This is a genomic window from Stagnihabitans sp. (genome assembly GCF_964946895.1).
The window spans coordinates 40,571-53,949 of sequence record NZ_CBBQHX010000031.1 but is presented as its reverse complement, the minus strand read 5'-3'; the positions used below and the strand labels follow the sequence as shown (position 1 = coordinate 53,949).

The 13,379-nt window shown below is 64.6% G+C and carries 10 protein-coding genes; 3 read left to right on the top strand and 7 right to left on the bottom strand.

Annotated elements, in window-relative coordinates; translation table 11 throughout:
- The 5 genes from AC1Y2B_RS17525 to fabF all read right to left on the bottom strand — a co-directional run.
- A partial coding sequence (locus tag AC1Y2B_RS17525; protein WP_482254407.1) for a phage portal protein occupies window positions 1-999 on the bottom strand: 999 nt, incomplete at its 3' end.
- 156 nt (window positions 1,000-1,155) lie between these two features.
- A complete protein-coding gene (locus AC1Y2B_RS17520) occupies window positions 1,156-2,502 on the bottom strand; it encodes a DNA-packaging protein (RefSeq protein WP_482254406.1) in 1,347 nt (448 codons plus the stop codon).
- Window positions 2,453-2,776, bottom strand: a complete 324-nt coding sequence (locus AC1Y2B_RS17515) for a hypothetical protein (RefSeq protein ID WP_482254405.1) — start codon at window positions 2,774-2,776, stop codon at window positions 2,453-2,455. The genes AC1Y2B_RS17520 and AC1Y2B_RS17515 overlap by 50 nt, the downstream gene beginning before the upstream one ends.
- A 378-nt stretch (window positions 2,777-3,154) precedes the next feature.
- Entirely contained in the window at window positions 3,155-4,366 is a 1,212-nt protein-coding gene (mltG, locus tag AC1Y2B_RS17510) for an endolytic transglycosylase MltG (RefSeq protein WP_482254404.1), read from the bottom strand.
- On the bottom strand, window positions 4,366-5,628 hold the full coding sequence (fabF, locus tag AC1Y2B_RS17505; protein ID WP_482254403.1) for a beta-ketoacyl-ACP synthase II: 1,263 nt from the start codon (window positions 5,626-5,628) through the stop codon (window positions 4,366-4,368). The genes mltG and fabF overlap by 1 nt, the downstream gene beginning before the upstream one ends.
- Window positions 5,629-5,851: 223 nt before the next feature.
- On the opposite strand from fabF, the gene AC1Y2B_RS17500 reads away from it, so the two are divergent.
- From AC1Y2B_RS17500 to AC1Y2B_RS17490, 3 genes are read left to right on the top strand one after another with little or no spacing between them, the layout of a single operon-like run.
- Entirely contained in the window at window positions 5,852-6,547 is a 696-nt protein-coding gene (locus tag AC1Y2B_RS17500) for a TetR/AcrR family transcriptional regulator (protein ID WP_482254402.1), read from the top strand.
- Window positions 6,538-7,650, top strand: a complete 1,113-nt coding sequence (locus AC1Y2B_RS17495) for an efflux RND transporter periplasmic adaptor subunit (protein ID WP_482254401.1) — start codon at window positions 6,538-6,540, stop codon at window positions 7,648-7,650. The genes AC1Y2B_RS17500 and AC1Y2B_RS17495 overlap by 10 nt, the downstream gene beginning before the upstream one ends.
- 13 nt (window positions 7,651-7,663) lie before the next feature.
- Window positions 7,664-11,233 carry an efflux RND transporter permease subunit gene (locus AC1Y2B_RS17490; RefSeq protein ID WP_482254400.1) on the top strand — a complete coding sequence of 1,190 codons (3,570 nt, stop codon included), beginning with the start codon at window positions 7,664-7,666 and terminating at the stop codon, window positions 11,231-11,233.
- A gap of 66 nt (window positions 11,234-11,299) precedes the next feature.
- Here the strand turns inward: AC1Y2B_RS17490 and AC1Y2B_RS17485 are convergent, their stop codons facing one another.
- Both AC1Y2B_RS17485 and aroB read right to left on the bottom strand, forming a co-directional pair.
- On the bottom strand, window positions 11,300-12,154 hold the full coding sequence (locus AC1Y2B_RS17485; protein ID WP_482254399.1) for a sugar phosphate isomerase/epimerase family protein: 855 nt from the start codon (window positions 12,152-12,154) through the stop codon (window positions 11,300-11,302).
- 115 nt (window positions 12,155-12,269) lie between these two features.
- Window positions 12,270-13,379, bottom strand: coding sequence for a 3-dehydroquinate synthase (gene aroB / locus AC1Y2B_RS17480; RefSeq protein ID WP_482254398.1), 1,110 nt, complete (start codon window positions 13,377-13,379; stop codon window positions 12,270-12,272).

Genomic DNA, 13,379 nt, shown 5'->3' with positions numbered 1-13,379 from the left:
CGTCACCCGCGTCGCCAAAGGCAGCACGGTCAACCGGAAGAACGCCCGGTTCGCCTCCTGATAATTGGCATAGGTCGCATCCCCCGGGATCCCGATCAGCATCGGCGGCACCCCATAAGCAATCGAGATCTCCCGCGCCGCCGCCTCCTTGGTCTTCTGGAACTCCATGTCGCTGGGAGAGAACCCCATCGGCTTCCAGTCCAGCCCCCCCTCCAGCAGCATCGGACGGCCCGCATTGCGCGCGCCCTGATGATGGCTCTCAATCTCGCTCACCAGCCGCTCATACTGCTCGGCCGACAGCGTGCCCTGCCCATCCGCCCCCTTGAACACCATGGCACCTGAGGGCCGCGCCGCATTGTCCAGCAATGCCTTCGACCAAGACGCCGCCGAGCCATGCACATCGACAGCCACCGCCGCCGCCTGCATCGGCGACAACCCGTAATGGTCATCCTGCGGATGGAAGCTCTTGATATGGCAAATGGGCGAAACCCCATCGCCCACCGGGAACCGATGTGTCCGTCCCCCCACCACATAGTCATAAGCCGCAGGCCATCCATCCGCCCCCGGCACCACATTCATCCGGTCGGATCGCAGCACATGCAACTCCCCCGGCAACGCCCCCGCCCCCGGCACAGCCTCGACATAGGCATTCCCGGTCAGGAGCAGAAAGCCATAAATCGCCTCAAACAGCTCCGCCCGCCCCTGCGCCCCATTCGGCTTGCGGATCAAATCCAGCAAAGGATGCAGATCATACCGTGTGTTGGCATCTTGCAGAACCAAGGGCAAAGCCGCCGCCGCCTCGGCAATCACCTTCACCGCCCGGAACCCGATCGGATTGCCCAGAAACCCCGTCTTGATCAGGCTGACCGCGTCCCGCGGACTCCACGCCACCCGCCCCGAGGAGCCCCAAGCCACCACCCGCCCGACGGCAGACGCTTTCTTCTCCACCACCACATCCGGCACCGCCCCCGGCGCCCGCCTCAGGAAGTCAAAGACCATTCCGCCTCTCCTTGTTCCGTTCAGGCAAAACCTTGCCCCCCGCAAAAGCGCAAAGGCCCGCGGCGCCACGACCAGCCCGCAAACGCGCGCCGATCCCTTTTCATTTGTTCATAAATATCCCGGGGGGTGCGGGGGGCAGGCCCCCCGCTCCGCCGGTTACAACCCGCGCACCTGTGGCCGCTTGATAGACCCCGCGTCCAGCACCAGATCGGTCAGCGCCCAGACCAGCGCATCCACCCGGTCGGGCGACCGCGCGCCCTGATAGCCACTCCGCGTCATCTGGCACATCTGTTCTTCCAGCTTGCCCAGACCCCGGACGTGCAAAACCCGTCCCTGCTCATACAAAGCCGCCACCGGCTCGGCCCGCACGATCTTGCCGCGCGTCGCGTTCACCTTCTTGAACGCCACCAGCGGGTCGACCTGACGCACGACACTTTCCACCATGTCGCCGCCCTGGTTCACCTCAACCACCATCCGGTCCGCCTTGTGCCGGTCCATCGCCGCCACCGCCGCCCGCGCCCATTGATCCGGCGAGGCCCCCTTGACCGAGGCATCTTCCAGCACAACAGCCCGCCAATTCTGCGTCGGCCCCTCGGTAAAGGCCCCCACGACGACAATCCCGCATTCGTCCGACCCCTTGGTCCCGGTGACCGGAGGGTCCACCGCCACGACAATCCGGCTCAGAGGCGGGATCTTGTCGGCCTCCACCCGATGATCGTCCAGCGCCATCCGTGTCCATAAAGCCCCATCCAGGTCCTCGACCAGCATCCCATCCAGCTCCTGCAAGCCAATCGACTGACCGGCATAGCGCGCCGTTACCTCTTCCAGGAACGACTTCGCCAGATAGGCCTTGTTCGCCGCCGTCGGCGCATGCGTGGACACTGTCGACGGATTCTTCATGATCGCCTTCAACACCGCCACATTTTGCGGCGTCGTCGTCACCACCTGCTGCGGATTGTCCCCCAGCCGCAGCGCAAACTGCAGCATGTCCCAGGTGTCCTGGCCCTTCTTCCACTTGGCCAACTCGTCCACCCAGGCCGCATCAAACTGCGGCCCGCGCAAGCTGTCGGGATCATGCGCCGAAAACACCTGCGCCGTGGCCCCGTTGGGCCAGGTCAGCATCCGCCGCGTGCCATTCCACTCCGGCTTCCGATCCGGCGGCGAACAGGACATGATCCCGCTCTGGCCGAAGATCATCACCTCCCGCACCTGATCCACCGTCTCGCCCACCAGCGCCACCCGCTTGGCCCGCCCCAGATCGGTCGGCAAAGCGCCCTCCACCTGCGCCCTCACCCACTCCGCGCCGGCCCTCGTCTTCCCCGCCCCACGACCGCCCATGATGACCCAGGTCTTCCAAGCGCCTTCCGGCGGCAGCTGATGTGGCAGCGCCCAGAACTCGAACATCCAGGGCAGCGCCAGCAACGCATTGTCACTCAGCCCCCCCAGAAAATCGTCAACCTGGCCCTGCGTCGCGGAGGCGAGCCAGCCTGCGCCCGATCTCATCCCGTGCGGCGTGAAAGTCGAGCGCTCGGGTTCCGACAGTCCCGGCAACCTGTTTGCGGAGTTTATCAAAACGGCCCCTTTCTTCCTGAACCAGTTCGAAAGCGTCTTTTACGTTGCGGGTCAAAGCCGGTGTGGCTTTGACCTCCTCCAGTTTGCCGGCCCTGATCTTCATCAGACAGCGCCCCAACTCTTCGGCCGCCTCCCGCAGAAGGCTTTCCGTCACTTCCACCAGATCGACCGGCGGTTCATCCCCAGCGGAGAAATGTATCGTCATGCCTGCTCAACCTACCCCTCCGGTTGGCCGGGAAATGAAAAAGCGGCCAGGGGCCACCCCCGAACCGCTTGCTCACCTCTTCCAGCATGTCAAAACCTCTACTCCCGACAGTTCGGAAAGTCAATATAAAACGACAATGATATCAAGGCTTTACCGTGCGTGCCGTTAACCGTTTGTTAACCCGACCCGACCCGCCCCGGACCCCTACCGCAACCCCGCAGGACCCGGCAAATTCTCGCCAGACATCCCCGATTTCATCTGTTTTGAAATATCCCGCCAAGGGTCCGGGAGGGCGCGCAGCCCTCCCGGCGCAGGGGGTTTGGGGGGCTGCGCAAGCCCCCCAAGCCGGGTCCGCCGAGCGCCCACCCCGCCCGCAGCTCAGTTCCCAGAGGTTCCCGGCAGCGTCACATCCACCGTCCCCGATCCGGTTCCAGACACATCGCCCGTCCCCGCAGCCTGCAAGGCCCGGTACTTCGCCACATTCTTGTTGTGCTCGGCCAAGGTCGCGGCAAAGGCATGGCCCCCGGTGCCATCCGCCACGAAGTACAGCAAATCCGTGCTGTCCGGCTTCAGTGCCGCCTCAATCGCCGCCCGGCCCGGGTTGCAGATCGGCGTCGCGGGCATCCCCGGAATTACATAGGTATTCCAAGGGGTTTCCTTGCGAAGTTCACTCTGCCGCAAGCCCCGCCCCAAGACCCCTTGCCCCTTGGTCACCCCATAGATCACCGTCGGGTCGGTCTGCAATTTCATGCCCTGCGCCAACCGGTTCAAAAAGACCGAGGCGACCTTGGCCCGCTCCTCTGCCACGCCGGTTTCCTTCTCGACGATCGAGGCCATGATCATCGCATCCTGCGGCGTCTTGTAGGGCAGGCCGTCGGCGCGCGAGGCCCACAATTCCGCCAGAATGGCAGACTGCGCCGTCGTCATATCCGCCAGCAAGGCATTGCGGTCGCCGCCCTTTTCCACCTCATAGGACTGCGGTGCAAGGCTGCCCTCCGGTGGCACCACCTTGATATCCCCGGTCAGGAAGTCCACCGCCTTCAGCGATTCCACGATCTGCCACGAGGTCACCCCCTCGGCCAGCGTCACCCGCCAGCGCAAGTCAGCATCGGCTTCGGCGTCAAGATAGGCCTGCGGTGCAGGCCCCGCTGCCGGATCGAACTTTGCCACATCCGTATAACCACCCGTCGTCGCGTCATAGGACCGCAGCACCACCTCCGCCCCGCCGACCCCGATGCGCAGGTTGACATCCTGCCCGCAGGTCGACTGTCCCGAGGTGGTCAGCAACTCGGCCACGGCCGCCATAGAAGCGCCCGCCGGCACCAGATAGGACCCGAACTTCAGCTTGCCGGTCTTGCCGGAATACTCCGCCCCGATCCGGAAGATCCGCGCGTCGCTCACCGCACCTTGCTGCTGCAAGGCGGCGCTCACCGCGCTCATCGTCGCGCCTTTGCCAACCTTGACGCAGATCGTCTGCGCCAAGGGGCCTGGCGCGACGTATTTTTGCTCCCCCCAACTGATCAGCCCCGCCACCAGCACGAAGCCCACGATGAACAGCGTCAGCGCATTGGAGGCGAGCGAGCGCCACATCAGCCGGCAACCTTGCCCAGGATCAGGCTGGCATTGGTGCCGCCAAACCCGAAGGAGTTCGACAGCGCCACGTCAATCCGCCGCTTCACGGGCGCATTGGCCGCAAGGTTCAGGCGCGGCGTCACTGCGGGATTGTCCAGATTGATCGTCGGCGGTGCCACCCCGTCGCGAATGGCCAGCACGCAGAAGATTGCCTCCACCGCGCCCGCAGCCCCCAGCAGATGCCCGATCGACGACTTGGTCGATGACATCACGGCATTTTCCGCCGCATCGCCCAAAAGCCGCTCCACTGCGCCCAGTTCGATCGTGTCCGCCATGGTCGAGGTGCCATGCGCATTGATGTAATCAATGTCGGCAGGCGTCAGCCCGGCCCGCTTCAACGCCATCTGCATGGACCGGAAGCCGCCATCGCCATCTTCGGCAGGTGCCGTGATGTGGTAGGCATCGCCCGACAGGCCATAGCCCAGCACTTCGGCGTAAATCTTGGCACCGCGTGCCACGGCGTGCTCATATTCTTCCAGCACGACCACGCCAGCGCCTTCGCCCATCACAAAGCCATCCCGGTCGGCATCATAAGGACGGCTGGCCTTGGCCGGATCATCCGCCCGCTTGGTGCTGAGCGCCTTGCACGCGTTGAAGCCCGCGATGCCGATTTCGGAAATCGGCGCCTCGGCCCCGCCCGCGATCATCACATCCGCATCGCCCCACTGGATCAACCGCGCCGCATCGCCAATCGCATGCGCGCCTGTCGAGCAGGCCGTCACCACGGCATGGTTCGGACCCTTGAAACCAAACCGGATCGACACCTGCCCCGAGATCAGGTTGATCAGGCTGCCCGGGATAAAGAAAGGCGAGACGCGTTTCGGCCCCTTTTCCTTGATCAGCACCGCCGTCTCGGCGATCGAGGTCAGCCCGCCGATCCCCGATCCGATCATCACGCCCGTCCGGCAGCGATCTTCCTCTGTCGTGGGTTCCCAGCCGGAATCCTTCACGGCCTGCACCGCCGCCGTCATGCCATAGATGATGAAATCATCGACCTTGCGCTGGTCCTTGGGCTCCATCCAGTCGTTGGGGTTGAAGGTGCCATCGGTGCCATCGCCACGCGGAATCTCGCAGGCATATTGGGTGATCACATTGACCGGATCAAACCGGGTGATCTTCCCCGCCCCCGACTGCCCGGCCAAGAGACGTTCCCACGTCGCCTCGACCCCGCAGGCCAAAGGAGTAACCATGCCCAATCCCGTGATAACTACCCGACGCAAGCGTGCCTCCATGCTGATCCCGGCCGGGACCAAAGCCCCCAAACCCGGCCTCTCTGTTACACGCCCTGCCCCCAAGCTGCAACCGTGGCACCCCCAGACAAGCGACAGCCCGCAGGCGCAAAAATGTTTCACCGCGTTACATCCGTCCGGTTTTCCCTTGACGTGGGCGTCAATTGCTCTAATTCCGTGAATGAACGTTCATTCTCCGACGGATTCTGTCCTGATGCAACTTGCTGCCCCGCCCCAATTGCCCAGCCACGCCGACATCCGCTCGGCCGAAATTCTGGCGTCTGTGCGGCAGGCTTTCGTGGACAAGGGCTTTGACGGTGCCTCCATGCAGGACCTCGCCCGCGCGGCCGGGATGAGTGTCGGCAATTTCTACCGCTATTTCCCCTCCAAGGCCGCGATCATTCAGGCGATGATCCTGCGCGATGCCGCCGATCTGCAGCGCGACTTTGCCGCCATCATCACCTCGTCGCAGCCGCTGAACGCCCTGCGGCAGGTCATCCACCACCGCCTGACCGATGCCGATTGCGCCAAGGAGTCCGACCTTTGGGCCGAGATCGAGGCCGCCTCGCGCCGCTCTCCGGAAATCGCCGCCGCTTCGGCCCATATGGAATCCGAGGTGATCGGCCACTTCATAGCTGTCTTCGCCGCCGAAACCGGCGTGACCCAGGCCGAGGCAGATCGCCGCTTTTCTGCACCAGCCTCGTATATTCTTGTCTTGATCAAGGCCGCTTCCTGCCTTTCCAGCGCCGCAACACTGGACCAAACCGAAGTCCGCGCCATGATCCTGCGCAGCATCGACCAGACACTGGACGCGGTGAAAGCCAACGCTCCGGTCGCCCCTCACTTCGCCGTTCCGCCATCCGCCCCGTCGCCCGTCCTGACAGAACCGAAAGACCAGCTATGCGCCTGACCGTTTCCCGCCACGCTCTTCTTCTGGCCGCAGCCCTGTCGGGTGCCGGTTTTGCCCCCGTTGTCGCCGAAACGGCGGCCGCCCCTGCAGCGACACCCGCCGCTCCGGCCATTGTTCTGCCAGCCATCACCGTCACCCCCGTCGCCTCCCGCAAGCTGGAGGATCACGTGCTGGCCTCCGGTCTGATCAGCCCGGTCGAGCAGGTCTCGGTCGTGCCGCTGATCGAGGGGCAGCCAATCGAAACGCTGGCGGCGGATGTGGGCGACACGGTCAAGGCCGGTCAGGTTCTGGCAACCCTGTCGACCGCCACCCTGACGATCACGCAAAGCCAGTTGAAGGCGGCGCTCGCCTCGGCCCAATCCTCGGCGGACGAGGCGCAGAAGACCGCCGACCGCACCGCAGCCCTGTTCGCGCAGGGCTCTACCTCCAGTGCGGCCAATGATCAGGCCCAAGCCGCCCTGATCGGTGCCAAGGCGCAGGTCGCCTCGGTTCAGGCGCAGCTGGACACGCTGACCCTGCAACTGGCGCGCACGCAAGTCATCTCGCCGGTCGCGGGCCAGATCACCGCGCGCAACGCCCAGATCGGCGCCATCGCCTCGGCGCAAGGCAACCCGCTGTTCGTCATCAGCCGCGACGGTGCGCTGGAACTGCGCGCCGACGTGGCCGAGGCTGACATGCCCCGCGTCGCCGCCGGCCAGACCGCCACCGTGACCCTCGCCGCCAACATCGCCCCGATCACAGGTAAACTGCGACTGGTCGAACCTCAGGTCGATGTCACCACCCGCCTCGGCCGCGCCCGCATCACCATCGACAAGCCCGACCTTGTCCGCGCCGGCATGTATGCCGAGGCCGATATCCTCGTGGCGTCGCATGACGCTCTGGCCCTGCCGGTCACGGCACTTGGCTCGCAAGGGACCGAAAGCACCGTTATGCTGGTCAAGGACGGCGTGGTGCACCGTGTCATCGTCACCACCGGCATCCGCGATGGCGGCTGGATCGAAATTCTGACCGGCCTGTCCGCCGGCGACACCGTCGTGGCCAAGGCCGGCGCCTTTGTCTCGGACGGTGACAAGATCAATCCCGTTCCTGCCGCAACCAATTGAAAAGGGGGCAAAGATGAACTTCTCCGCATGGTCCATCCGCAACCCCGTCGCCCCGCTGCTGGCCTTCGTGCTGTTGCTGGTTCTGGGCTACCAAAGCTTCTACGCTTTGCCGATCACCCGTTTCCCCAACATCGACGTGCCTCTGGTCGCGGTCACCGCCAGTGAACCCGGCGCCGCCCCGGCCGAGATGGAAACCCAGGTCACCAAGGTGATCGAGGATGCTGTCTCGGGCATTTCCGGCGTCAAGAACGTCACCTCCTCGATATCGGACGGTTCCTCCACCACCGTGATCGAATTCCGGATGGAGATCCCCACCGACAAGGGCGTGCAAGACGTCAAGGATGCCATCGACCGCATCAAAAGCGACCTGCCCGCCGATGTCGAGGCGCCCACCGTCACCCGCATTGACGTCGAAGGTCAGGCCATCCTGTCCTACGCCGTGACCGCCCCCTCGATGACCTTCGAGGAACTGTCGTATTTCGTCGACGACACCATCAAGCGCGACCTGCAAGGCAAGGCCGGCGTGGGCCGCGTCGAACGCTTTGGCGGGGCTGACCGCGAGGTCCGCATCGAACTTGACCCGATCAAGATGGGCAGCCTTGGCGTGACCGCACAGGCCGTCAGCCAGCAGTTGAAGATCACCAACACCAATCAAGGCGGCGGTCGCGCTGACTTTGGCGATGGCGAACAGGCGATCCGCACCATGGGTGACGCCTCGACCGTGGCCAAGCTGTCGGCCACCCCCATCGCCCTGCCCTCGGGCCGCCATGTCGTGCTGTCCGACCTTGGCACCGTCACAGACACCAGCCAGGAACTGCGCAGCTTCTCGCGGCTGGACGACCAGCAGGTGGTGACCTTCTCGGTGTTCCGCGCCAAGGGGGCGTCGGAAGTCTCCGTCGCCGAGGTCGTCAATGCCGAACTCGCCAAGATCCGCACCGCCCACCCCGAGGTCGACATCAAGCTGGTCGATGACACGGTGTATTTCACCTACGGCAACTACACCGCCGCCATCGACACCCTGCTGGAAGGGGCCTTGCTGGCGGTGATCGTGGTGATGATCTTCCTGCGCAACTGGCGCGCCACGCTGATCTCGGCCATCGCCTTGCCCCTGTCGGCGATCCCGACCTTCTGGGTGATGAACCTGCTGGGGTTCTCGCTCAACCTCGTGTCGTTCCTGTCGCTGACGCTGGCGACGGGCATTCTGGTCGACGACGCGATCGTGGAGATCGAGAACATCGCCCGCCACATCCGGATGGGCAAGACGCCGTTTCAGGCGGCCATCGACGCCGCCGATGAAATCGGCCTCGCCGTGATCGCCACCACCTCGACCATCATCGCGGTCTTCGTGCCGGTGTCCTTCATGCCCGGCATCCCGGGCCAGTATTTCCGCCAGTTCGGCATCACGGTGGCGGTGTCGGTCGCCTTCTCGCTTCTGGTGGCGCGCCTGATCACCCCGATGCTGGCCGCCTATTTCATGAAATCCACCGACGGTGGCACAGAAGAGGGTCACAAGGATGGCTGGATCGGCAAAGGCTATGTCGGCCTGATCCGCTTCTCCACCGCGACGCTGATCGCCTTCAACAATCCCTGGCGCAATGCCCGCTGGGTGCAACGGTTGCCCGACCGGATTACCTTGAAATGGCGCTACAAGCTGTCACCCATCGGGCTGGTTCTGCTGGCCGCCCTCGCGCTCGATGCCTTCGGCGTGCTGCCCTTGTCCAGCTATCTGCCGGTCCAGCGCACGGCGCTGACCTGGTTGGTGGCCTTCATCATCTCGCCCTTCGGCGTCTTTCTGCAACAGATCGTGGAAGAGTTGGCCATCTCGCTGATCAAGCGTCCGCGCTATGGCCTGCCGAACTATTACTTCGTTCTGGCGGGGGCGCTTTACGCCGTGTTCTTCTCGGTGCAACTCATGTCCACCCTGCCCAATTCCTTCATGCCGCCCGATGATACCGGCCGTGTGACGGTGTCGCTCGAGCTGCCGCCGGGTTCAACCCTGGATGAGACGGAAAAAGCCACCCATGCGATCTACGAAAAGATCAAGGATATCCCGAACATCGACAAGATCTTCATCCTTGGCGGCTCCTCGCCCACGGGGACGCTGGATGTGCGGCTGGCCACTGTCTCGGTCATCCTGACCAAGCTTGATCACCGCCTGATCCTGAAACTGTCGCAAGTGGCGCACAAGCTGCCGCTGATCGGGCCCTTCATCCCGCAAGTGGCCGACCAAGGCCGCCCGGTGCCGCAGAACCTGATCGAGGCGGAAATCTTCAAGCGCCTCGCCACGATCCCCGACATTCGCGCCCAAAAGCTGGATGACCGCGGCTCACGCCCGTTGACCTTCAACATCCTTGCCGACAACGAGGCGGATCTGGACGGCGCTGTGACCCTGCTGCTGGACGCCACGCGGGGCGAGCCGACGCTGGCCGATGTCTCGGCCGACGGTGCCCTGCCGCGCCCCGAGGTGCAGATCACCCCCCGCGCCGATGAAGCGGCCCGTCTGGGTGTCACCGCCCAGCAGATTGCCGCAGCGGTCCGCGTGGCCACCATCGGCGACTACGACGCCGCCTTGGCCAAGGTCTCGATCGACAACCGCCTGATCCCGATCCGCGTCCGTCTCGACGATGCCAGCCGCGAAAACATCAACCGCATCGCGGCGCTGAAGATCCAGACCAAAACCGGCGACATGGTCCCGTTGTCCACCGTCGCTGACGTGCGGCTGGGCGAGGGTCCGTCGTCGATCAAGCGCTATAACCGGCAGAAACTGGCCGTGATCGGGGCGAACCTGCCGGTGGGCGTGGCCTTGGGCACGGCAACCGACCGCTTCAACGCGATTGCCGCCACCGTCAAGCTGCCCGGCACCGCCCGCTTCCAGGAATCGGGTGACGCGGAAATTCAGGCTGAAATGACCGCCTCCTTCGGCAAGGCCATGCTCTTGGGTCTGATGCTGATGCTGTCAGTTCTGATCCTGCTGTTCCGCTCGGCGATCCAGCCTTTCACCATCCTGTTCTCGCTGCCGCTGTCGATCGGAGGCGTGGCAACGGCGCTGCTGATCACCAACTCTGCCGTCTCGATGCCGGTCTACATCGGCCTCTTGATGCTGATGGGGATCGTGGCCAAAAACGCCATCCTGCTGATCGACTTTGCCATCGAAATGCGCGCCCGCGGTTTTGCCCGCGCCGCCGCGGTGGTAGAGGCCGGTCACAAGCGCGCCCGCCCGATCGTGATGACCTCGATCGCGATGTCGGCGGGCATGCTGCCCTCGGCGCTTGGCGTGGGGGAAGGTGGCGCCTTCCGCGCGCCGATGGCCACCGCCGTGATGGGGGGCATCATCGTCTCGACGATCCTGTCGCTCGTCGTGGTGCCGGCCTTCTACCTGATCATGGACGACCTGAGCGCCCTTCTGGGCTTTGTCTTCGGTCGTTTGGTCGGCGAAAAGGAAGCCGAACACGAAGGCCCCGCCAGCGACATCCTGGCCGAGCGGATTGCCCTTCTGGCCGCCGAACAGGCCGACCTGCGCGAAAAGGTTGCCGATCTGACCCATCCCGCGGTGCACGGGCGACAGGGCATGGCGGCCGAATAAGCCGTCCCGCCGGAAAGAAAAGGCCCCGAACCCACAGGTTCGGGGCCTTTTTCACGCGGGATAGGCTTAGCGCCCGATCAGCCCGTATTGCCGCGCCTTGTTGCGCAGGAAGGGCAGGCCCTGCCCTATGACCTCTTCGGTGCTGTCCGCCACCGGACGCCAGACCGCCAGCCCATAGGCCAGTTCCGGCGGCATGTTGATGAAGCTTTCCATGGCCAGCCCGCCCTTGAAGCCCACGGCCTTCAGCGTGGCGAAAATCTCGTCCCAATCGCAGGTCCCCGCCCCCGGCGTGCCCCGGTCGCTTTCGGACAAGTGGATATAGCGCAGATGCTCGCGGCCATCGATGATGCCGTTGCCCGCGCCCTTTTCCTCGATGTTCATGTGATAGGTGTCCAGATGCAGGAACAGGTTCTTGGCCCCCACCTTCTCGATCATCGCGACACCCTGCCAACCGGTGTTGATCAGATGGCTTTCATAGCGGTTGATCGGCTCGATCCCCAGTTGCAGACCCAGACGGGCCGCGTAAGTCGCCACCTCGGTCAGGCCGCGCGCCACGTTGTCCAATTCCCCGGCGGTCGGAGGCTTGCCGGTCCGCTCGCCAATCCCGCCATAGGTCACGCCGGACAAAGCCTCGGCCCCAAGTGCGTCGCAGCAGTCCAGTGCGGACTTGAGGAACGCCACCCCCTTCTCGGTGTCCTTTGACAGCCAGCAGCCCTCGGGCAGGCCCAACGAGCCAACGGCGCGCAGGCCGGTGCGGTCCAGCAAGGCCCGCGTGTGCGGCCCGTCGATCCGCATAGGGTTCAAGACGGCGATTTCCACGAAATCGAACTTGTGCCGCACCGCTTCGCGGATGGCGTGGTCCGCCGCCTCTGGTGTCCAGTCCATCGTCCAGATGCTGGAATGAATGCCAAAGCCTTCCATGATCCCCTCCCCGAGATTTTGGCTCAGCATAAGGCTGCCCTGACGCAGCACAAGCGTCACGGCTGGGGGGCCAGCCCCCCAGACCCCCCGGGATATTTGGGCCTGAATGAAGGGGTCAGGCCGGGAGCGCGTCTTTCAAAAGCTGCACCACGGTGTCGGGCGGGACGTCTTCGGCCACAAATGCCGCGCCGATGCCGCGGGCGAGGATGAAGCGCAGGCGGCCGTCGATCACCTTCTTGTCTTGGCCCATCAGTGCCACCAAGGCCTCGGCACTCGGCAGATCGCCGGGAATGTCGGCAAGGTCGGTCTTCATGCCCATCGCTTTCAGGTGGGCGCGCACGCGGCTGGGGGCTTCCTGACTGCACAGGCCCAGACGCTGGCTCAGTTCAAAAGCCAAGGCGCAACCGATGGCGACACCCTCGCCATGCAGCAGGCGGTCGCCGTAGCCGGTGGCCTTTTCCAGGGCGTGACAGAAGGTGTGACCCAGGTTCAGAAGCGCGCGCTCGCCCTCTTCGGTCTCGTCGCGTTCGACGATCCCGGCCTTCATCTCGACCGAGCGCGTGACGGCCTTCAGGATCACCTCATGGTCAAAGCGCGCCAGCGCCGGACCCTTGGCCTCAAGATAGTCAAAGAAGCCGGCATCGCCCAGAAGCCCGTATTTCACCACCTCGCCATAGCCTGCCAGCAGGTCACGGGCGGGCAAGGTGTCCAGCACGTCGATATCGGCCAGCACCAGCGACGGCTGGTGAAACGCCCCGATCAGGTTCTTGCCGTGGGTCGAGTTGATCCCGGTCTTGCCACCCACCGAACTGTCGACCTGCGACAACAGTGTCGTCGGAACCTGCACAAAGCGCACGCCGCGCCGCAGGACGGCACAGGCAAAGCCCACCAGATCGCCGACCACGCCGCCGCCAAGCGCCACCACGATATCACGCCGCTCGACCTTCTCGCTCAGCAGCCACTCGACGGTGCGGGTGAACTCCGGCCAGGCCTTGGTGCTTTCCCCAGCAGGCAGCGCCATTGCCGAGGCGCTGATGCCGGCGGCGGCAAAGGCCTCCAGCACGGCGGGCAGGTGCTTTTGCGCCACGGTCTCGTCGGTGACGATCGCAACCTTCTTGCGCCGCAACAGCGGTGCAACCTCGGCCCCGATCCGGCCGATCAGCCCCTCGCCAATGCGCACCTCATACGAGCGCGCCCCAAGGTTCACCGGAACCACATTGACCAT